The sequence below is a fragment of the Albimonas donghaensis genome (genome assembly GCF_900106695.1).
GTDB classification, from domain to species: Bacteria; Pseudomonadota; Alphaproteobacteria; order Rhodobacterales; family Rhodobacteraceae; genus Albimonas; species Albimonas donghaensis.
Map to the genome: position 1 here is coordinate 144775 of NZ_FNMZ01000003.1, position 19294 is coordinate 164068.

The following is a 19294-nucleotide window of genomic DNA, read 5'->3' on the forward strand; positions in this document are numbered from 1 at the left end:
TTCGGGCCGATATAGCCGGGCGCCGCCGGGCTGGCAAGCCGGGGGCTCCGGACGCGGGGCGGGAGGCGCGGAACGCCGGGCGCGAAGGTTTCGTTAACCCCGGTTAAATTACTGTTAATTTTTAACAAATCGTCGCGACTCATTTGACCTCGCCGCGCGGCGGGCGTAATCTCGGCGACGGGTCGAGGGGTCGGGTCAGTCAACCGGGGACGCATATGCGCCTTTCCGCGACCTTGCTGCTGCCGCTCGTAGGGCTCGCCACGGTCTGGGCCCAGGCGGCGCCGCCTCCCTTGTTTCCCGCCCCGTCGCCGGACGAAGCCCGTATCGGGCTCGCCGCGCTGGCTGAATCCGCGCTGACCGCGACCGCCGCCGGCGGGCCGCTGATCGCGCCGCTGGTCGCCGACCGGGCGCCCGCCGACGCCCGCGCCGACACGTCCTGGCGACTGCGCGCCCGCGCCCGGCTTGCGTCAGGGCCATCCGCCGGCTGGCCCGCCGCGGTCTATCTGGAAGCCAGCCCGATCTGCGAAACCGGCCTCGACCGGGCCGAATGCTGGCGTCTGTCGCGGCTGGAGCTTGACGGCGCCCCCCTGCCCTTCGACGCCGCCGCGCGCTGACAGCGCCGGCGGGGCCGGGCGGGGTCAGGCCGGGCCGGGGCCGGGCCGGGGCCGGGCTTGCTCGCGACATGAAACATCGGAAGGCGGCGGCGCTCAGCGCGCCGGCAGGCCCTCGGGCAGCGCGTAGCCGTCGCCGTCATTGCGCCAGACCTGCAACCCGGCCTGGGTCGCGGCGATCAGGTCGCGCCCCCCGGCCCCGCCGCTGCTCGCCGCCTGAAGGTCGAAGCCCAGCAGCCGGCCGATCACCTTCGGATCGCCGTCCAGCCCGCTGAGCACCCAGTTCTCGCAGCCCTCCGGCCCGCAGAAATCCGGCGACACGCCCTGGATCACGGCCTCCTCGGGCGCCGCGCCGTCCAGCTCCGCCACCCCCACCCGGAAGGCGTCCGGCAGCACGCCGATGCGGCCCTCCCCGGCCCGGATCTCGGCCCCGTAGAACCACAGGAAAGCGCGCTCCACCTGCTCGGGCATCGGGTCGTCGAACGCATACCAGGCGATCCCGCCCGGCCCCACGCCATAGCCGCCGTAATCGTCCAGCGCGTCGGCCCGCGGGTCCGCGTCGCCCAGGTCCTCCTGGTAGACCGCGCCGCCGAATTTCATCACGAAGGGGGCGTTCCCCCGCTCCACCACCAGGTCGCGCCAGCCGCTGGTGGTCGAGCCGGAGACCCGCGCCGCCCCCGCCGTCTCCAGCACCTGCACCCAGCCCTCCGAGGTCTCGGCGAAGACCCAGATCCCGCAGACCGGCGCCCGGCCGCGATCCCCGAAGGCCGCCGCCCCCGCGCAATGCGCCGGAGAGCGGCCGACCGCGACCAGCTCGGCCGGCGCCGCGGCGTTCAGGTCGCAGCGGGCGAAACGGAACAAGGCGTCGGCGGCGATGCCCAGCCGCGCGGCTTCGGCGAAATCGGGGGCGAAGCGTTCGGAGACCAGCTCATGCTCGGCGGGGTTCAGCTCGACCTGGGTCATGCCGGCGAGGATCTCTCCGGCGCCGCGCCCGACCTCCACGCAATCGGCCGCCGCCGTCCCGCCCAGCAGCGGCACGCAGTAAGCCAGCAGGTGAATCAGGATGCGCCTCATCGCCTGAGCGTTAGTCCCGCCGTGGCCGCCTCGCAACGTTTGGCCCGGGGTCCGTGTCATCGCGCGCGGAACCGTTGCGCGCACCCCTCACCTGGGGGTCAAGCGGGGGGGCGGAGCGCCCGGAATCGGGGCGCTCAGAAGCCCTGGGTCAGCGCCAGTTCCACCGCCGCGCCGTCGGTCGCGCCCAGTTCGCGGATCACCGCCAGCTCCAGCGCCGCCGCGACCCCGCCCCAGGACGGCGCGCCCGCGTCCGGGCCCACGCCCGCCAGCCGCGCCCCGGCCCGCACGGCGGCCGGCCGCCAGCCGGTTCCCGGCTCGCGCGCCGCGTCGAGCGTGGCGAAAAGCTCTCCGCGCAGGGCGAGGTCGGCGCCGTGCTCCATCTCCGCCCGTCCCTCGCGCCGCAGGGCCAGCCCGGCCCAGGCCTGCCGCGCCCCGCCTCCGGCCGCGGCGACGGCGTGGCCCAGCTCGGCCTGCATCTCGTAATCCGCGCCCGCGACACGGCCCAGCCCATGGCCGGCGGCGGCGCGCAGCTCCATCCGTGCGGCGGTTTCGGCGGCCCGCGCCTGCGAGGCCTCCAACCCGGTCGACACCTCCGCCCAGCCCAGCCGCAGGTCCGCGGGCTCCCACCGCGCCCAGAGCCGCCCGCGCGCCGCCTGCGCCTCCGGCCCCAGGTCCAGCGCCGCCTCCGCCCCCGCGCGATGCGCGGCGCCGCGGGGATTGTCGGCCGCCGCCACCAGCGCCGCTTCGGCCAGCGCCCGGGCCGGCGACCGGCCCGCGTAGAGCAGCGCGCCGCGCCCGGTGAGGTCGAGCCGCAGCCCCGCGCTCGGCCGGACCGACTCGGTCATCGCCAGCCCGATATCGGCCCAGGCGGTCTCGGCCGGCGCCATCGCCACCCGCGCCGGGCCGAAGCCCAGCTCCGGCAGCTCGCCGGGCAGGCGCACGTCGCGCTCCGGCAGGCCGAAGCGCAGGGCGAGCGCCGCGGTCCAGTCATGACCTTCGGCGCATTGGCGGGCCACGTCGCCCTCCACCTGCGCCGCCAGCCGCGGGGCCAGCCGGGCGGCGTTCGCCGCGCCCGCCGCCATCGCCGCGCGGGCGCCCACGCAATCGCCCTGCATGGACAGCGCCCGGGCCAGCGCCAGCCGCGGGCGGGCCAGGTCGGGGCGGCGTTCGGCCAGGGCGCGGAAGCGTTCGGCCGCGTCGGCGTAGCGGCGCGCGCCCAGCGCCTCGATCCCCGCCTGCCAGGCGCCGGCCAGGGGCGCGCCGATGGCCGAGCCGATGGGGGCGTCGCGCAGGCCCGAGAGCGTCGCGGCCGCCTCCGCCCCCGGCGCCGCGTCCATGCGCGGCGCGCTGCGGGCCAGCGTGCCCGAGGTCTCGGCCGGCGCCGCGCCGGGCTCGGCGACCGGGCGGGGCTTCACCGGATCGGCCCGGGCGGCGAAGCGGGAGGAGAAGGCGGGCGGGTCGCGGCGCAGCGCCGCCAGACCGGCGAAGGGGCCGGCGCGGTCCGGCCGCAGCGCCGGCGGGCGCAGGGCGGCGTCGGGCAGATCGGGGCGCGCGGCCGCCGCGGGCGAGGGCGCGGGTCCCAGCGTCGCCGCCAGCGCCGCCGGCCGCGCCGGAGGCTCCGGCGCGCGCGCAGGCGCTCCCGCCGCGGCGATCCCCGCGGCGCAGATCATCCCGACCCCGAAAACGGGGCCGAAAACAGGTCCGAGAGCGGGCCCGAAGACCCGCCCGACCGGAAAATGTCGAAGTCGCATGGCGTCTCGATCTCGAAGTTCGAGGTCGCCCCCCACTCACCGACATGGCCGCGTCGCCCGGCTGCCGCAAGTTCGCCCTAATTCGAGACGCAGCGTCATCCGCGCCCTGCGGCCGCCCGCCGCACCCCGTCTCGCCCCGTCCGGCCGGCGTCTTTCCGCCCCGCGAAGCCCCGCTTCGCCAGCCGGAGGCGATCACGAAAAACGCCGCGGCCCGAAGGGCCGCGGCGTTCGATTCCCGCATCGGCGCGTCAGGTCGGGCGACCCCCGACCCGGCCCGCGCCTCAGCCCTTCTTCAGAACCCGGCGGCCCAGCAGCTCCGCGATCTGCACCGCGTTCAGCGCCGCGCCCTTGCGCAGGTTGTCCGAGACGCACCAGAAGTTCAGGCCGTTCTCGATGGTCCCGTCCTGGCGGATGCGCGAGATGTAGGTCGCGTATTCGCCCACGCATTCGGTCGGGGTGACGTAGCCGCCGTCCTCGCGCTTGTCGACGACCATGATCCCCGGCGCGCCGCGCAGGATCTCACGGGCCTCGTCCTCGTCGAGGAAGTCCTCGGTCTCGATGTTGATCGACTCCGAGTGGCCCACGAACACCGGCACCCGCACGCAGGTCGCGGTGACCTTGATCTTGGGGTCGACGATCTTCTTGGTCTCGGCGACCATCTTCCATTCCTCCTTGGTCGAGCCGTCTTCCATGAAGACGTCGATGTGAGGAATGACGTTGAAGGCGATCTGCTTGGTGAACTTGCTGGGCGCCACTTCCTGACCCGGCACATACATGCCCTTGGTCTGGTTCCACAGCTCGTCCATCGCCTCCTTGCCGCCGCCGGAGACGGACTGGTAGGTCGAGACCACCACCCGCTTGATCGTCGCGCGGTCATGCAGGGGCTTCAGCGCCACCACCATCTGCGCGGTCGAGCAGTTGGGGTTGGCGATGATGTTCTTCTTCGCGTAGCCGTCGATGGCCTCCGGGTTCACTTCCGGAACGATCAGCGGCACCTCGGCGTCGTAGCGGTAGAGCGACGAGTTATCGATCACCACGCAGCCCGCCGCGGCCGCCTTGGGCGCGTAGATCTTGGTCGCGTCCGAGCCGATGGCGAACAGCGCCATGTCCCAGCCGGTGAAGTCGAAAGTGTCCAGATCCTTGGTCTTGAGAGTCTTGTCGCCGAATGCGCATTCGGATCCCAGCGAACGCCGGGAGGCGAGAGCGACGATCTCGTCGACGGGGAATTCCCGCTCGGCGAGGATGTTCAGCATTTCACGGCCCACATTGCCCGTGGCGCCGACGACGGCGACTCGGTAGCCCATCGGATAAAGCCCTTTTCGGCTGTCTGTTGCAGTGGGCGGCATGTAGCGCGGCGCGGGGCGAAAGGAAAGGCGGCGCCCCTCGATCCGGGCGAAATGCCCGCCCCGCGCGGCGTCAGGCGCCCGATCAGCGCGCCTGATCAGCGCGCCGGAACCGGCTCCACCCACAGCTCGAACACCCCGGGCCGCGGCTTGACCCGGATATGGTCGAGCAGCCGCGCCTCCACCCCGGTGGCGAAGCCCAGCGCCGCCAGCGCGTCGTCGGCGGCGCGGGCGGCGAACTCGGCCGCGGGGCGGTCGTCCTCGTAGAAGAAGCGCAGCTCCCGCTTGCCCGCGGCGCTGTCCAGCCGCTCGACCCCCGGCGCCGCATAGCCCTCGGCCGAGAGCGCGCGGTTCAGGCGCTCGGCCATGGCGCGGGGCACGCCGTCATATTGCACGAAGATGGTGACCGGGCTCGGCGCGGCGAGCTGCTGGGCCTTGTCGGTGATCGCCGCGGTCTGGCGGGGCGGATGGAGGATGTCCGCAACGTCCGGCGGATCGGGGAGCGGCGCGAGCGCGACCGGCTCGGGATCGGGCTCGGGATCGGGCTCCGGGTCCAGGACGTCGGGTTTCTCCTCATATCGGTCGGCGACGTCGGGCGCCGCCGCATCCGGGTCGTCGGGATGGGGCGCGACCGGGTTGGAAATGGTAGGCGCCTCCTCCGGCTCGGCCCGGGGCGGCGCGGGCGCGCCCATCGCCACCGGCGGCATGTCCCCCGCCATCGCCAGCGACATCGCGTGCAGCTCGTCCAGCTCCCGGTCCATGCGCTCGACCTCCGCCGACAGGTCCAGGATCACCTGCTCGTACTGGGCGTTGAGGTAATAGCTCTCCCCCCTCGCCTTGGCGTTCTCGATCCGCCCCTCGGCCTCCTCCACCCGGGCGCGCATGTCGGCCAGCCGGGACTCCAGCTCCGCCTTCGAGCCGTCGACGGAGGCGGTCAGCGCCCCCACCGTCTCCAGCGCGCCCTGCAGCTTCGCCGCGCCCAGGTGCCGCCACTCGTCCATGGCGGCGAGCCTGGCGCCGGCGTCGCGGGCCTGCACCTCGGCGGCCTCGGCGGCGGCGCGGGCCTCGCGCGCGGCGGCCTCCGCGTCGGAGACCGAGCCCCGCACCGCATCCTGCGCGTAGCCTTTCGCAGTGCGGTTCACCTCTTCCTTGAAGTCGCCGTAGAGGTCGTAACCCAGCAGCCCCAGCCCCGCGAGGATCCCCGACCCGATCCCGCCATAGAGCTTGAACAGCCGCCCGCGCACCCGCGCCTCGACCTTCTCGGCCAGGCGGCGTTCCAGCAGCTCCAGCGTTTCGTCGTCGATGGGCATGGCAGGCTCCGCGGTCCGGGATCACGCTTTACGCAGCGCCAGCATGGACGCGCCCGCCCCTCCCCGCAACGCCCCCGAAGACGTGAGGCCCCGCCCGACGCGGCCCGTGCCAGACTGCCCCCCGCCTCCCCCCGCACGCCCCAGCCCCCCACGCCGCAGCCCCCGGAGCCCCGCCATGCGTCCCGCCCTGACCGCCCTCGCCCTCCCCGCAGCCCTCGCCGCGCTCCTGGTCGCGCTGCCCGCCCCGCCCGCGGCGGCGGCGGAGGCGAAGGTGGTGGGGGCCGAGGCCCGGCCGGAGGGCGGCGGGACCTGGCGATTCTCCGCCACCGTCGCGCATCCCGACACCGGCTGGGACCACTACGCCGACGCCTGGCGGGTCGAGAGCCCGGAGGGCGAGACGCTGGGCGTGCGGGAACTGCTCCACCCCCATGTGGACGAACAGCCCTTCACCCGCAGCCTCGGCGGCGTCGTCGTGCCGGAGGGAACCGAGGCCGTGCGCCTGCGCGCCCGCGACAGCCTCGACGGCTGGGCGGAGACGGCGTTCGACCTGGCCCTGCCCGCGGACTGACCCCGGAACGGGCGCCCCGAACGCGAACGCGCCGCCCGGGGGCTCCCCCGGACGGCGCGGTCAGGTCGGATCGGGCCGCGGCCCGGTCAGCCGCAGATCTCGTACATCCGGCTCAGCGCCTCGGACGCGCCCCGCAGGGTGAAGTCCGAGCCCGGCCGATCCTCCGCCGTCACCCGCATCACGCCGGAGTCGCGCATCCAGCCGGCCATCGGCTCGGCGGGAGAGAGGCGCGCCGACCAGTGACGCTCCACATTGTCCCAGCCTAGATCCTGGCTCACCTGCGCGCGGCCGTCGTCAAAGCTGAACTCGACCCGCAGGCGGCCGTCCTCACCGCCATCCCGGCCGGGCCGGCTGTAGGCGATTTCGCCGTTGCGCGCGCCACCCTGGCAGCGCACCGCGAACCAGCCGCCGTCCCGCGCCCGCACCTGCGCCAGCCCGCCGCCCATGTAGCGATGCACCGACCAGCCCTGCGCCATGGCGGGCGGCAGGTCCGGCGCCGCGGCCCCGGCCGGCGCGGGCGCCAGCGCGGGGCCCAGCCCCAGTCCGACGGCCAGCGCCGCGATCAGCGCCCCGGTCCGGCGGCCGCGACGCGCAACAAGCGATAGGGCGAGGGCGTTCAAGGCGGGTTCTCCCGTAGGCGGCGCGACGCGGAAGGCGGCGGCGGCTGAAAATCCAGACTGTCAGCAATACGCCGGATCACGGCGAAACTCGGGCGCGGACCCGGTTAATTCGAGTCCGCGCCGCACTGCGCCATTATGCGACAGCGCCGTTCAACAGTCGTTGAACATCGCCTCGATCGAGCGCCACGAGTTGTCGAGCGAGAACTCCGAGGCCACGCCGTCGAACCCCTTCACGTCGATGGTCACCGCCAGCGCCTTCTTCATGCGGTCGGCGAGCGCGCTCTCAGGTCCGAACGGGCCGGTCCAGTAGCGCCCCTCCTCGTTCCACGCCATCGTGCGGGAGATCACCTGGCTGCCGTCGAAGATGAAGTCGACGGTCAGCGTGTCGCCCGAGGCCAGCAGCGCCTCGCGCATCTTCAGCGGCGCGCGATAGGCGAGCGCGCCGCGGTCGCCCTCCATGCAGACCACCGCGAAACGGCCCTCGCCGCGGGCGTTGACCTGGGCGACCGCGCCCTTGCTCCCCCCGGCGGAGACCGGGCGTTCGGTCCAGCGGTCGAGCTCGGCCTCGCCCAGCTTGAAGCCCGGCGCGGCGGCGTAGCGCGCCACCACGGCCAGATCGTTGGGGTCTTCGGCCGGCGCTGCGGCGGGGGCCGCGGCAGGGGCCGGCGCGGGGGTCGGGGCCGCGACGGGGGCGGCCGCCTGGCCCGCGTCCACCGCGTCGCGCACGGCGGCGGCGGCTTCGGCGGCCTCGTTGGCGGCCTCCTCCGCCTCGGCGGCGGCGCGGGCGGCGTCGCGGGACGCCTCCGCGGCCCGGCGCGCGGCGGCGGCGGCGCGGTCGGCCTCCGCCTGGATCGACCCCGCGGCCGCGGGCGCCGCCGATGCGGTGTCCGACGCCGCCAGCACGATGGGCCGCGCCTCGGGCGCCGCATCCAGCGTGATCGGGGCCGCGGCGGGGGTGTCGGCGGGGATCTGGGCGGGGGTCTGGGCGGGGGTCTGGGCGGGGTCGACGGCGCGCGCCAGCGGCGGCGCGCCCACGGTGAGCGGGGCGGCGGGGGCGGCGGGCGTCTCCGGCGCGGCGGGGGCCAGCGGCGCATTGGCCGCCTGGGCGCCCAGCGCCGCCATCATCGCCACCGCGGAACCGGCCAGGATCGGCCGGACGGGTCGCGCAAATCGGTTGGTTCGAACGGGTCGGGTCATCGCTGATCCTCCTCTAACCTCGCGCCATCACCTAGGCCGCCCCCCCGATCCGCCAAATCCCGCCCCTTCCGCCCCCCGTCCGATCCGTCTAGAAATCTCCCCATGGCCGCCCTATTCGACGATCCCCCGCCCCAGCGCCCCGAAGGCCCCTCCGGCCCCGGCAACCTGCCGGAGCTCTCCGTCTCCGACCTGTCGGGGGCGGTGAAGAAGGCTATCGAGGACGGTTTCGGCCGGGTCCGCGTGCGCGGCGAGGTCGGCCGCGTCTCGCGCCCCCGCTCGGGCCATATCTATCTGGACCTGAAGGACGATCGCGCCGTGCTCGCGGCCATCGTGTGGAAGGGCCAGGCCGGCCGCCTCTCGGTCCAGCCGACGGAGGGCGACGAGGTCGTGGCCACCGGCCGCCTCACCACCTTCCCCGGCCAGTCCCGCTATCAGCTCATCGTCGAGGACATGGCGCTGGCCGGCATGGGCGCCCTGCTCGCCAAGCTGGAGCGCCTCAAAAAGACCTTGGAGGCCGAGGGCCTGTTCGCGCCCGAGCGCAAGCGCCCCCTGCCCTACCTGCCCCGCGTGATCGGCGTCGTCACCTCGCCGTCGGGCGCCGTGATCCGCGACATCCTCCACCGGGTCGCCGACCGTTTCCCGGTGCATGTGGTGGTCTGGCCCGTCGCCGTGCAGGGCGAGAAATGCGCCGCCGAGGTCGCCGCCGCCATCCGCGGCTTCAACGCGCTTTCCCCCGACGGCCCCGTGCCGCGCCCCGACGTGCTGATCGTCGCCCGCGGCGGCGGCTCGGTGGAGGACCTTTGGGGCTTCAACGAGGAAATCGTGGTCCGCGCCGCCGCCGACAGCCGCATCCCGCTGATCTCCGCCGTGGGGCATGAGACCGACACGACCCTGATCGACCACGCCTCCGACCGCCGCGCGCCGACGCCCACCGCCGCCGCCGAGCTGGCCGTGCCGGTCCGCGCCGAGCTGCGCGCCGTGCTGGCCGGGTTCGAGGAACGCCGCCGCCGCGCCGTCGCCCGGATGCTCGACGACCGGACCCGGCGCCTGCGCGACCTCTCCCGCCTGTTGCCGCGGCCCGAGGGGCTTCTCTCCGACCGCGCCCAGCGGCTCGACGCGCTGGCCGAGCGTCTGCCCCGCGCGCTGTCCGGCTTCGCCACGGTCAAGCGGGCCGGGTTCGACCGCAAGGCCGGGCGCTTCTCCGCCGACCTGCTGACCCGCCTGATCGCGCGTCGCCGCGCCGACCTGGACCGGCTGCGCCTGCGCCCCGGCGGCCTGCGGGCCGAGACCCGGCGCGGCCGCGAGACCCTCGCCGGCCTCTCCGCCCGGCTCGACCGCGCCGGCGCCCAGGCGATGACGGCCGAGCGTCAGCGGCTCGACCGCGCCGGGCGGTTGCTGGAGAGCTTTTCCTATCAGAACGTGCTGGCCCGCGGTTTCGCGGTGGTCCGGCATGACGGGGCCGTGGCCACGCAGGGCGGCGCCCTGTCCGCCGGCGCGATGGTGGAGATCGAGTTCGCCGACACCCGCCGCAACGCGGTGATCGACGGCGCCCCCGACGCGCCGCCCGCAACGCCCGAAACGGCGCCGGCGCCCGACCCCGCGCCCAAACCCCGCAAACCCAAGACCCCGCCGAAAAAGCCCGACCAGGGCGATCTCTTCGGCTGACCGAGGCCTCGCAGGGCGGGCGCGACGCCGTAGGGCGGGTGCGAACCCGCCGCCCCCGCCCTCGCCCCGCCGGGCGCCCCGCTCAAACCCCGAGCGACGGCCCCGGGCAGGTCAACGGCTCCTGGCTGCGGCCGATCTCGCGCAGCGCGTCGCGCGGGTCCGCGCCCGGCAGGCGGGCGGTCACGCCGCCCTCCTCCAGCGACACGGACCAGCAGCGCAGGTCCTCGGGGAAATCCTCATAGGCGAAGCAGATCAGGTCCTCGACCGGCAGCCAGCGACCGCGGAGGCACGCGCCCTCCGCGCTCTCCCACAACACCGCGCCGTCCTTGAAATACTGCTCGCGCCCCGCCGGCGCGCCGCCCTGGCCGAAGTCCAGGGTCCAGCCCTCGACCTCCCGGCCGAAGGCCTCGCCGGTCAGGGGTTCGCCGGTCAGGGGTTCGCCGGTCAGGGGTTCGGCCCCCGCGGCGCCGGCGACGAGCGCCAGAAGCGCCGCCGCGGCCCCGAGAACGCCGCTCCGGATCAGACCTGCTTCTCGGGCATCTGCACGCGCAGGCCTTCCAGCTCCGGCGTCACCTTGAGCTGGCAGGTCAGGCGGGAGGTCTCCTTCGGCTCGAAGGCGAAGTCGAGCATGTCCTCCTCCATCGCCTCGCGCTCCGGCAGTTTGTCGAACCATGCGGGGTCCACATAGACATGGCAGGTGGAACAGGCGCAGGCGCCGCCGCAATCGGCCTCGATGCCCGGGATCCCGTTGTCCCGGGCGCCTTCCATCACGGTCAGGCCCTCTTCCACGTCCACGACATGCTCGGTCCCGCCGAACTCGACATAGGTGATCTTGACCATGCTCGCAGCCTCCGGCGCCTGGGTCCTGGGTATTGCCTTGGGTGTTCGTCCACTGGCTCGCTGGCCGTGATAGGTCGCCTGAGCGGATTTCGCCAGCCCCCTCGCGCAATCCGCGGGCGCCGCGCGCGGCCTATTCGGCGGCCGGCCGGCCCAGCCCGGCCTCTGTTCCGGCGTCGGTTCCGGCCTCGGTTCCGGCGGGCGCCTGCGCCTCCGCGCGCCGCTCCAGCCGCCGCACATAGCGCCAGCCGATGAGCCCCGCGGCCACGCCCACCAGCGCCCCGCCCGCCGCCTGCGCGTAGATCACGCCCGTCGCCCCGAAGGGCAGCGCGCCGAACACCACCAGCATCAGCGGGATCGCGCCCGCGTCCCGCGCCCAGTTCACGCAGGTGGACCAGACCGGCCGCCCGAGGCTGTTGAACGCCGCCACCGCCACGAAGGCCGCCCCGGCGAAAAGGAACCCGCCGGCCCCGATCTCCCCGAAGGCATGGACCACCTCCGAGCCTTCCTCCGACAGGGAGAACCCGTCCGCCAGCGCGTCCGACGCCGCCGCCATGATCGCCCAGACCACCGCCACATAGCCCGCGCAGAAGATCAGCGCGTCGCGATAGGTCATCCGCACCCGGTCGAATCGCCCGGCGCCGTAGTTCTGCCCGACGATCCCGCCGATCGCCGACGACAGCGAGAAGACCCCGGCGAAGGCGAGCACGGTCATCCGGCTCACCACCGCCCAGCCCGCCACATAGCCCGCGCCATAGCCCGAGATCGCCGCGGTCAGCAGGAAATTCGCCACCGGCGTCGACAGCTGCGTCAGCGCCGAGGGCGTGGCGATGCGCACGATCGCCGGCAGGTCCGCCAGCACCGTCGCCAGCCGCGGCCGCTGCACCAGGTCGTGGTGGATCACCGCGTAGTAGAACCCCATCCCCGCCGTCCACACCCGGGTCAACGCCAGCCCCCCGGCCGCGCCGAAGATGCCGAGACCCAGCGCCGGGATCCCGAACACGTCCTCGAAGATCAGGAACGGCGCCGCCAGCGCCACCACGATCCCCGCCGAGAGCGTCACCATCATCGCCCGCCGCGCATCCCCCATCGCGCGCAGCACCGACGATCCCAGCATCCCCGAGGCCATGAAGGGCAGCGTCGGCATGGTCACCAGCAGGAAATCCGAGGCCTGCGCATGCACGAAGCCCTCCGCCCCCAGCAGGTGCAGCACCCAGTCCCGCATCGCGGTCAGCACGAAGGCCATGACCAGCAGGAACACGAAGGCCGAGGTCATCACCGACCCCGCGATCCGCCGCGCCCGCGCCTTGTCCCGCGCCCCCAGCGCCCGGCTGACCAGCGCCGTCGCCGCCACGCCGAAGCCCATGCCCATGGCCACCGTGAAGAACTGGATGGTCCAGGCGTAGCCCACGGCGGAGGTCAGCCGCTCGTCCCCCAGCATCGAGACGTAGAGCAGCGTCACGAAATCCACGAGGAACATGAAGGTCAGGCCCAGCGAGCCCGTCAGCGTCATCACCGCCACATGCCGCATGGTGGAGCCGCGGGTGAAGCGGCCCTCCTCGCCCAGCCCCGGGCGGGGGGCGGGGGCGGGCGCGGGGGCGAGACTGGGATTGGGCGTCGGGTTGGGGGGCTCAGCCATCGGACCGCCCTCCGCCGCGCGGGTCAAGGCCGCCAGCGCTCCGCGCGTTTGGGCCGCCAGCGCTCCGCGCGTTTGGGCCGCCAGCGCTCCGCGCGTTTGGGCCGAAAGCCTTCGGCCGGGCGCTCGGATCGTTCGGGGCGGCCCTCATGCGCTCACCCCGCCGGCGTCGCGGGCGGCGGGGGCGCGACGGGAACCGCGCCCGTGGCGCTCGGAGCCGGCGCGCGGACGAACACCGTCTCGCGGCCCTCTTCGGGGTGGCGGGGGATCATCCGGGCCAGGCCCAGGCTGCTCGCCGCCAGGCCCACCGCCAGCACGAACACCGCCTGAGGGCTGACCAGCCACAGGTAACCGAGCGCCGCCGGCAGGAACACCGCCGCGATATGGTTGATGGTGAAGGCCACCGCCGCGGTCGGCGCGATGTCGCCGGGCGCCGCGATCTTCTGGAAGTAGGTCTTCAGCGCGAAGGCCATGGCGAACAGCAGATGGTCCACCACATAGAGCGCCGCCGCCGCCCAGGCCGGCCAGTCGAAATGGTAGACCCCGGCGTATAGCGCGAAGACCCCGACCAGCCCGGCATATTCCAGCGTCAGCGCCAGCTTCTCGCCGAAGCGGCCGATCATCCGCCCGACCAGCGGCGCGAACAGCATGTTGGCGAGGTAGTTGATGAGGAACAGCGCGGTGACCTCATGCACCTCGTAGCCGAATTTCTCGACCATCATGAAGGCGGCGAAGACAATGAAGATCTGCCGCCGCGCCCCTGCGAAGAAGGTCAGCAGGTAATACAGCCAGTATCGACGCCGCAGCACGAATTTCTTGATCTGCGGATGCGGCGCCTCCCAGTTCGGATAGGCGAAGCGCGCGAACAGCGCCACCGCCAGCGTCGCGAAGCCGCCGACCATGTAGACCGTGTTGTAGCTGAGATCGAAGGCCTTCCACGCCCCCACGATCAGCCCGTACGCCAGCAGCGAGGCGCCCGAGGCCGCCGCCAGGATCCGCCCCAGCATCCGCGGGGCTTCCTGCTTGGACAGCCATTGCAGCTGGAGGCTCTGGTTCACGGTCTCGTAGTAATGGAAGCCGAGACTGCCCACGAAGGTGGTGATCAGCAGGCCGCCGAAGGTCGGGAACTGCGCGGTCAGCGCCGTCGCGATCCCCAGCATCCCCAGCGAGATCAGCGCCAGCGTCTGCTCGCGCACGAACAGGATCACCGCGATGACCCCGATGGCGGCGAAGCCCGGGATCTCGCGCACCGTCTGCAGCCAACCGATGTCGGAGCCGTCGAAGCCCGCCGCCTCGACCACGAAATTGTTGAGCAGCGCGCTCCAGGTGGCGAAGGCCAGAGGCAGGCCGGCGGCCATCAGCAGCAGCAGCGCCTCGGGTCGCCTCCAGCGCGGATAGTTCGCGGCTTCGGCGATGGGAACGGGCCGTCTTGTCATAAGGCATCCTTACGCTCGCCGCTCGTGCAAGGCGAGCGAAATCGGGCGGAATACATGTTCCGCGCTGCGGTTCAGGTATGGCTCGTCCGCCTGGCGCGGAGGTCGGGCCGGATCGGGCTCGACGTGACCGGAGAGAGCTGGGGCGGGCGGCGCCAGACCCGGTGGGTATCCTCGGCGAACCCGTCCGGCGTCAAGACCGCGCGAACGCCGCCGCCGCGCGCGCTCCGCTCCGCCGCCGCGCTGGAACGGCCCTCCCCGCAACGCGAACGGGCCGCCCCGGCAAGGGGCGGCCCGTCCAATGTCCCGGCTCGCGCGCTTGGCGCGTCGGGATCAGTTCTTGGCGTTCTTCGCGCGACGGCGGGCGACGAAGCCCAGACCGCCCAGCGCCAGACCCAGCATCGGCAGGGCCGCGGGCAGCGGAACCGGCTCCGGGTTGGAGATCGCGGCGCCTTCCAGATCGACGGTGATCGCCAGGTAGGCGTAGGAACCGGAGGCCACCGAGAAGTCGTAGGTGAAGACGCCGGTCGAGTCGCCCGTGCCCGATCCGTTGAGCGAGAACGTGTCCAGATCGAACGAGTCCACATCCTCGGGCAGGGAGCCGGGCGTGTTCAGCGTCGCGCTCACGGTACCGCCGGCATAGGCCGTCTCGTTCCCGGGATCGGAGATGCTGGTCAGCAGGTCGAGCGTGACGTTCGCCGAGAAGATGGCGTCGATCCCGTTCGGATCCTTGTTGAACAGGTAGACATAGGTCGTCCAGGGGCCGCCGGCCGCCTGAACCTCGGCGCCGGCGCCGCCGGTCGCCTCGGCCGAACCCGACAGCGTCTTGGAGGCGTTCACCACCTTGCGCGGCGAGGTGTTGGCATAGACGTAGTTATAGACGGACGACACCGCCACATAGGAATGCGTCGTGTTCCCGATGTCGGTGAGGACCGTCTCACCGGCGTCCGTCGGCCCGCCCAGCGCGTAGGTCGAGCTGGACGTGCCGGTGAACGGCGCGACCGGGCTCCAGCCCCGCGTGTAGGTCGAAGAATAGGCGGACACCTGAATGTCCGCCGTGGCGGAATAGGTGGCCAGGGCGTTCGCCGCCTGGGGCGCCAGAACGGCGGCTCCCGCGGCGAGGGTCACGCCCCCGGCAAATGTCTTAAGACCCCGCATCTCAAGCTCCGTTTCAGTTAAGCGACGAGTCGCTGGTTTCCCCGAAAGAGGGCACATCGACTCACGTCGCAGTCCCACACTCGCCATCTTGATAGCAGAAGGACCCTGGCATGGAAAGACTGACCATTCAGGATTCGTTAGGTAAATGAAGCCGCTGCAAGGCGCATTTCCCTTCCCGCGCCCGAAAAACAAGGGTAAACGCGCCGCATGACCCACGAAACCGCCGACGAACCGAACCGAACCGCCATTCCGCGCCCGCCCTCCGTGGGCATGGTGTCGCTCGGCTGCCCCAAAGCTCTTGTGGACAGCGAGCGTATCCTCACCCGGTTGCGTGCGGAAGGGTATACAATCTCGCCCGATTACGCCGGCGCCGACGCGGTGATCGTCAACACCTGCGGCTTCCTCGACTCGGCCCGCGCCGAATCGCTCGACGCCATCGGCGAGGCCCTGGCCGAGAACGGGCGCGTCATCGTCACCGGCTGCATGGGCGCCGACGAGTCCGCGATCCGCGAGGCCCATCCCCGGGTGCTCGCCGTCACCGGCCCCCACCAATACGAACAGGTCCTCGACGCCGTGCATGAGGCCAACCCCCGCCCGCACGAGCCGTTCCTCGACCTGCTCCCCCCCCAGGGCCTCCGCCTCACGCCGCGCCATTACGCCTGGCTGAAGATCTCGGAGGGCTGCAATCACAAATGCGCCTTCTGCATCATCCCGCAGCTGCGCGGCAAACTCGCCTCCCGCCCCGTGCGCGCCGTGCTGCGCGAGGCGGAGAAGCTGGCCGAGGCCGGGGTGCGCGAGCTGCTGGTGATCTCCCAGGACACCTCCGCCTACGGCCGCGACATCCGCCACGCGCCCGGCGACTGGCGCGGGACCGAGTATCGCGCCCATATCAAGGACCTGTCCGAGGGGCTGGCCTCGCTCGGCCTCTGGACCCGCCTGCACTACGTCTATCCCTACAAGCAGGTGGACGACCTGATCCCGCTGATGAGCACCGCCGCGAAGCCCGCCGGCCTGCTCCCCTATCTCGACATCCCCTTCCAGCACTCGCATCCGGACATCCTGCGCCGCATGGCCCGCCCCGCCGCGTCCGAGAACACGCTGGAGCGGATCCGGACCTGGCGCTCGATCAACCCGGACATCGCCCTGCGCTCGACCTTCATCGTCGGCTTCCCCGGCGAGACCGAGGCCGAGTTCGAGCATCTGCTGGGCTGGCTGGAGGAGGCGCGTCTCGATCGCGTCGGCTGCTTCATCTATGAGGACGTCGCCGGCGCGCCCGCCAACGCGCTCGCGAACCACGTCGACCCCGAGATCGCCGCCGAGCGTCAGGCCCGTTTCATGGAGGTCTCGGCCCGCATCTCCGCCGAGAAGCTTGAGGCGAAGGTGGGGACGAAGGTCTGGGCGATCCTCGACGAGGTCGAGGAGGACGAGGCCACCGGCCGCACGGTGGCGGACGCGCCGGAGATCGACGGCCGCATTTTCGTGGAGGGCGAGGGCCTTAAGGTCGGCGAGATCGTCGAGGTCGAAGTGACCGGGGCCGAGGAGCATGATCTTTGGGGGGAGGCACTCAGATGATCACTTTTCGTTCCCGCGGCCCCTTGCATCATATCGAGACCGCCCCTACGTAAGTCGTGCCTCAGGCGCTAGGCTTGAGCGAGGTGTGTTAAGGACCGCAAGCGCCGTTCGCGCAAGCGGGATCCAGGTCGCTGGGCTCATCGCTTGGTCTCCTCTGCAGTCAGCAGTTCCAACATACCACACTAGGTTGAAAACGAACTCGGGCCGCAGGGCTTGGGGAGCTAGGTAAGATAGCCAGGACATTGGACGAACGGAGTCATTATGTCCTGGCTGAACCTGCCTCAATCGGACGAAGAAATTCCCGATCATAAAACCCTAAAATTTCCCGAGGCGTATCAAACCAAAGAGCGAAACTACGACCACTTTGACCTGCGCCTATCGGATCAACAGCGCACCGCCTTCACGAAAACTCACGAATTCAAAGAGAAGCACCGTTTCCTTCCTTTACTTGGCTATACTAATTTCACTCGTCGAGTCCGAAAATTAGACGACGGCACAATCCAAGCTAAAATCAAGCCGAGAAATATTCGCTATGCCAGCCATTCTGATGCGGCGTATCTAGAAGCTTATAGCTTGGCACTCAATGAACCCTACGAGGCCTATCTGAAATCTAGGGCGCTCTCGAAAAACGTTCTAGCGTACAGGTCAACCGGACTAACAAATATAGATCATGCAAAATCACTCTTTGCTGAAATACGCCTTCGCCAGGACTGCACGGTAGTTGCACTTGATATTTCCGCATTTTTCGACACACTGGATCACAAACTTCTTCGGCAAGAAATTCTCCGCATCAAAGGAGAGACTGAGCTCAGCGAAGTTGAATGGTCAATATTTAAAAATGTGACAAAATTTTCTTGGGTAGAGATCGCAGATTTAGATACTATATTAGGGAAATTGAGAGACCGGCCAGGCCGCATCTGTTCGCCAGATGCTTTTAAAGAACATATCAGGAATGATAAAACTTTAGTCCGGTCAAATGAAATGCCTTTCGGAATACCCCAAGGCCTACCTATTTCAGGTCTACTTGCGAATATATACATGCTGACGTTAGATGAAACCATTTCAAAGATGGTCGAGAAGTGCGGCGGCAGCTATCGAAGATATTCCGACGACATCGCAATAGTGATTCCACCTAATATGAAGGCAAAACACATCTCCCAGATCGTGCTGAAAGTCGCATCCGAATCGCATCTATCTATTAGTGACGAGAAGACTGAAATTTGCGAATTTCGCGACGGCATCGCTTCGAAAGACACGTCACACATTCAGTATTTGGGCTTCACATTTGATGGTGAGAAGACATTGCTGCGTGAATCTACAATCCTCAACTACAAAAAGAAAATGCAACGTGGCATTCGAGCAAAAATGCTCGCCGCGCGGCAACATGGAATACCTGCATCCAACACCCACAAGCGAGAACTCTTGAGTCGATACACGCACCTTGGAAAGCGGCGAAATTTTGTGAAGTATGCTCTTCGCTGCGCGGATGAGATGAACGCTCCGGAAATCAGGCAGCAAGTCAAGCGACACATGACTTGGTTCAAAAGTGCATGGATTCGCGAGTCGTTCAGAGCAACCCGATATGTGATCGATAAAGATTGATGCAGTTTTAGCGTAGGGCTGGCGCCAACCCGCCGCTCCCGCCCTCGCCCCCCTCACCGCCGCGCCCGAAACCCCTCCAGAATCGCATAATCCCGCAGCACCGCATTCACCCGGCGCCCATAGTTCGGCCCCAGCCTGCGGAACCATTTCGCCACGTCCTCGTCCAGCCGCAGCGTCACCCGCGTCTGTTTCGGCCGCACCGGGACCTTCTGCGTCGTCTTCGACCAGGCCTCGCGCAGCACCGCCTCGATCGCCTTCTGGCGCGCGTCGAACTCCTTCCACGCCTCCCAGCGCTTCATCGCGCGCTCGCCCTTTTCGAGCACCCACATCGCCTCGTCGTCGTCGCCCTTCTCCAGCAGCGAGGTCGCCTCGACCAGCGCCGCCGCCGGGTCGAAGTCCGACCCGTCGTAATCCGGGTCATAGGGGTCGATTTCATACCGGCTCATCGGCCGCGCCTCCCGTTTCCGCTCTCCGGTCCCGCGGCCGATCCTCGTCGAAATCGCTTAAAATTCGCATAAAGCCCGAGTCTTTCGCCCGGCATACGCGCGGCGCACGTCCGGCGCACGCATGTCACCCCCCGCTTTCGCGCCCTCTCGACGCCGCCTCCCGACAGGCGCATGATCCGCGCGCGAAGCGAGACCGCGCGCGCCCGCCCTGCCGGCGGACGCATTCCGGCGCGCCCTCCGCCGCCCCGGCCTCCCGGCCTCGCGCGGCTCAGCCGGACGAAAGAGACACCATGGCCAAGGGCCAGATGCGTTCCAACAAGGAAGCCAAGAAACCCAAGAAGGAGAAGGCGGCCGCCACCACGGCCGTCCATCCCCTCGCCGCCAAGATCATGGAAAATCAGGCGAAACCCAAGAAGGGCAAGTGATCGCCCGGCCCCCGCGTCCCCGGGGCCGACGCCCCGGGGACGCGGG

General features: G+C 70.7%; 18 protein-coding genes. 6 read left to right on the forward strand and 12 right to left on the reverse strand.

Annotation, left to right across the window (positions count from 1 at the left end; all coding sequences use genetic code 11):
- The first annotated feature begins 215 nt into the window (after positions 1-215).
- Positions 216-614, forward strand: a complete 399-nt coding sequence (locus BLV24_RS10165) for a hypothetical protein (RefSeq protein ID WP_092681304.1) — start codon at positions 216-218, stop codon at positions 612-614.
- Positions 615-707: 93 nt separating this feature from the next.
- On the opposite strand, the gene BLV24_RS10170 is transcribed toward BLV24_RS10165, so the two are convergent.
- The 4 genes from BLV24_RS10170 to BLV24_RS10185 all read right to left on the reverse strand — a co-directional run bounded on the left by BLV24_RS10170 (position 708) and on the right by BLV24_RS10185 (position 6089).
- Positions 708-1685 (reverse strand): hypothetical protein, encoded by a 978-nt coding sequence (locus tag BLV24_RS10170; protein ID WP_092681306.1) that lies wholly within the window; start codon positions 1683-1685, stop codon positions 708-710.
- 134 nt (positions 1686-1819) lie between these two features.
- Positions 1820-3355 (reverse strand): hypothetical protein, encoded by a 1536-nt coding sequence (locus tag BLV24_RS10175; RefSeq protein WP_092681308.1) that lies wholly within the window; start codon positions 3353-3355, stop codon positions 1820-1822.
- 362 nt (positions 3356-3717) lie between these two features.
- Positions 3718-4740 carry an aspartate-semialdehyde dehydrogenase gene (locus BLV24_RS10180; RefSeq protein WP_092681310.1) on the reverse strand — a complete coding sequence of 341 codons (1023 nt, stop codon included), beginning with the start codon at positions 4738-4740 and terminating at the stop codon, positions 3718-3720.
- A 137-nt stretch (positions 4741-4877) separates the two neighbouring features.
- A complete protein-coding gene (locus tag BLV24_RS10185) occupies positions 4878-6089 on the reverse strand; it encodes a hypothetical protein (RefSeq protein WP_092681312.1) in 1212 nt (403 codons plus the stop codon).
- A gap of 175 nt (positions 6090-6264) precedes the next feature.
- On the opposite strand from BLV24_RS10185, the gene BLV24_RS10190 reads away from it, so the two are divergent.
- Entirely contained in the window at positions 6265-6657 is a 393-nt protein-coding gene (locus tag BLV24_RS10190; protein WP_092681314.1) for a hypothetical protein, read from the forward strand.
- A gap of 86 nt (positions 6658-6743) precedes the next feature.
- Here the strand turns inward: BLV24_RS10190 and BLV24_RS10195 are convergent, their stop codons facing one another.
- Entirely contained in the window at positions 6744-7277 is a 534-nt protein-coding gene (locus tag BLV24_RS10195; RefSeq protein ID WP_092681316.1) for a hypothetical protein, read from the reverse strand.
- A gap of 150 nt (positions 7278-7427) precedes the next feature.
- Positions 7428-8474, reverse strand: coding sequence for a hypothetical protein (locus BLV24_RS10200; protein WP_143040284.1), 1047 nt, complete (start codon positions 8472-8474; stop codon positions 7428-7430).
- Between the two features lie 102 nt (positions 8475-8576).
- On the opposite strand from BLV24_RS10200, the gene xseA reads away from it, so the two are divergent.
- A complete protein-coding gene (gene xseA, locus BLV24_RS10205; RefSeq protein ID WP_092681320.1) occupies positions 8577-10139 on the forward strand; it encodes an exodeoxyribonuclease VII large subunit in 1563 nt (520 codons plus the stop codon).
- A gap of 82 nt (positions 10140-10221) precedes the next feature.
- On the opposite strand, the gene BLV24_RS10210 is transcribed toward xseA, so the two are convergent.
- The 5 genes from BLV24_RS10210 to BLV24_RS10230 form a co-directional block, all read right to left on the reverse strand.
- On the reverse strand, positions 10222-10455 hold the full coding sequence (locus tag BLV24_RS10210) for a hypothetical protein (protein ID WP_143040285.1): 234 nt from the start codon (positions 10453-10455) through the stop codon (positions 10222-10224).
- Between the two features lie 203 nt (positions 10456-10658).
- The gene (locus tag BLV24_RS10215) at positions 10659-10979 is read right to left on the reverse strand and encodes a 2Fe-2S iron-sulfur cluster-binding protein (RefSeq protein WP_092681324.1); all 321 of its coding nucleotides are present in this window, start codon (positions 10977-10979) and stop codon (positions 10659-10661) included.
- Between the two features lie 130 nt (positions 10980-11109).
- On the reverse strand, positions 11110-12615 hold the full coding sequence (locus BLV24_RS10220) for an MATE family efflux transporter (protein WP_092681326.1): 1506 nt from the start codon (positions 12613-12615) through the stop codon (positions 11110-11112).
- Between the two features lie 152 nt (positions 12616-12767).
- Entirely contained in the window at positions 12768-14048 is a 1281-nt protein-coding gene (locus BLV24_RS10225) for an MFS transporter (RefSeq protein ID WP_092681328.1), read from the reverse strand.
- Positions 14049-14378: 330 nt separating this feature from the next.
- Complete coding sequence (locus BLV24_RS10230; protein ID WP_143040286.1) at positions 14379-15203, reverse strand: VPLPA-CTERM sorting domain-containing protein; 825 nt, start codon at positions 15201-15203, stop codon at positions 14379-14381.
- Between the two features lie 207 nt (positions 15204-15410).
- Here BLV24_RS10230 and rimO point away from each other — a divergent pair, with 207 nt between their 5' ends.
- Together rimO and drt2 are read left to right on the forward strand one after the other, a co-directional pair.
- The gene (gene rimO, locus BLV24_RS10235; RefSeq protein ID WP_092681332.1) at positions 15411-16775 is read left to right on the forward strand and encodes a 30S ribosomal protein S12 methylthiotransferase RimO; all 1365 of its coding nucleotides are present in this window, start codon (positions 15411-15413) and stop codon (positions 16773-16775) included.
- 261 nt (positions 16776-17036) lie between these two features.
- Entirely contained in the window at positions 17037-18377 is a 1341-nt protein-coding gene (gene drt2, locus BLV24_RS10240) for an antiviral reverse transcriptase Drt2 (protein ID WP_092681334.1), read from the forward strand.
- A gap of 53 nt (positions 18378-18430) precedes the next feature.
- Here drt2 and BLV24_RS10245 read toward each other — a convergent pair whose 3' ends face one another.
- Entirely contained in the window at positions 18431-18823 is a 393-nt protein-coding gene (locus tag BLV24_RS10245; RefSeq protein ID WP_092681336.1) for a BrnA antitoxin family protein, read from the reverse strand.
- Positions 18824-19113: 290 nt separating this feature from the next.
- On the opposite strand from BLV24_RS10245, the gene BLV24_RS22835 reads away from it, so the two are divergent.
- Complete coding sequence (locus BLV24_RS22835; protein ID WP_281242906.1) at positions 19114-19248, forward strand: hypothetical protein; 135 nt, start codon at positions 19114-19116, stop codon at positions 19246-19248.
- Positions 19249-19294 lie beyond the last annotated feature (46 nt).

Excerpts from the sequence above, each read along its gene's own strand:
- BLV24_RS10165 (WP_092681304.1), top strand. The coding sequence starts at position 216 with ATGCGCCTTTCCGCGACCTTGCTGCTGCCGCTCGTAGGGCTCGCCACG.
- BLV24_RS10170 (WP_092681306.1), bottom strand. The coding sequence starts at position 1,685 with ATGAGGCGCATCCTGATTCACCTGCTGGCTTACTGCGTGCCGCTGCTG.
- BLV24_RS10175 (WP_092681308.1), bottom strand. The coding sequence starts at position 3,355 with ATGATCTGCGCCGCGGGGATCGCCGCGGCGGGAGCGCCTGCGCGCGCG.
- BLV24_RS10180 (WP_092681310.1), bottom strand. The coding sequence starts at position 4,740 with ATGGGCTACCGAGTCGCCGTCGTCGGCGCCACGGGCAATGTGGGCCGT.
- BLV24_RS10185 (WP_092681312.1), bottom strand. The coding sequence starts at position 6,089 with ATGCCCATCGACGACGAAACGCTGGAGCTGCTGGAACGCCGCCTGGCC.
- BLV24_RS10190 (WP_092681314.1), top strand. The coding sequence starts at position 6,265 with ATGCGTCCCGCCCTGACCGCCCTCGCCCTCCCCGCAGCCCTCGCCGCG.
- BLV24_RS10200 (WP_143040284.1), bottom strand. The coding sequence starts at position 8,474 with ATGACCCGACCCGTTCGAACCAACCGATTTGCGCGACCCGTCCGGCCG.
- xseA (WP_092681320.1), top strand. The coding sequence starts at position 8,577 with ATGGCCGCCCTATTCGACGATCCCCCGCCCCAGCGCCCCGAAGGCCCC.
- BLV24_RS10215 (WP_092681324.1), bottom strand. The coding sequence starts at position 10,979 with ATGGTCAAGATCACCTATGTCGAGTTCGGCGGGACCGAGCATGTCGTG.
- BLV24_RS10220 (WP_092681326.1), bottom strand. The coding sequence starts at position 12,615 with ATGGCTGAGCCCCCCAACCCGACGCCCAATCCCAGTCTCGCCCCCGCG.
- BLV24_RS10225 (WP_092681328.1), bottom strand. The coding sequence starts at position 14,048 with ATGACAAGACGGCCCGTTCCCATCGCCGAAGCCGCGAACTATCCGCGC.
- BLV24_RS10230 (WP_143040286.1), bottom strand. The coding sequence starts at position 15,203 with ATGCGGGGTCTTAAGACATTTGCCGGGGGCGTGACCCTCGCCGCGGGA.
- rimO (WP_092681332.1), top strand. The coding sequence starts at position 15,411 with ATGACCCACGAAACCGCCGACGAACCGAACCGAACCGCCATTCCGCGC.
- drt2 (WP_092681334.1), top strand. The coding sequence starts at position 17,037 with ATGTCCTGGCTGAACCTGCCTCAATCGGACGAAGAAATTCCCGATCAT.
- BLV24_RS10245 (WP_092681336.1), bottom strand. The coding sequence starts at position 18,823 with ATGAGCCGGTATGAAATCGACCCCTATGACCCGGATTACGACGGGTCG.
- BLV24_RS22835 (WP_281242906.1), top strand. The coding sequence starts at position 19,114 with ATGGCCAAGGGCCAGATGCGTTCCAACAAGGAAGCCAAGAAACCCAAG.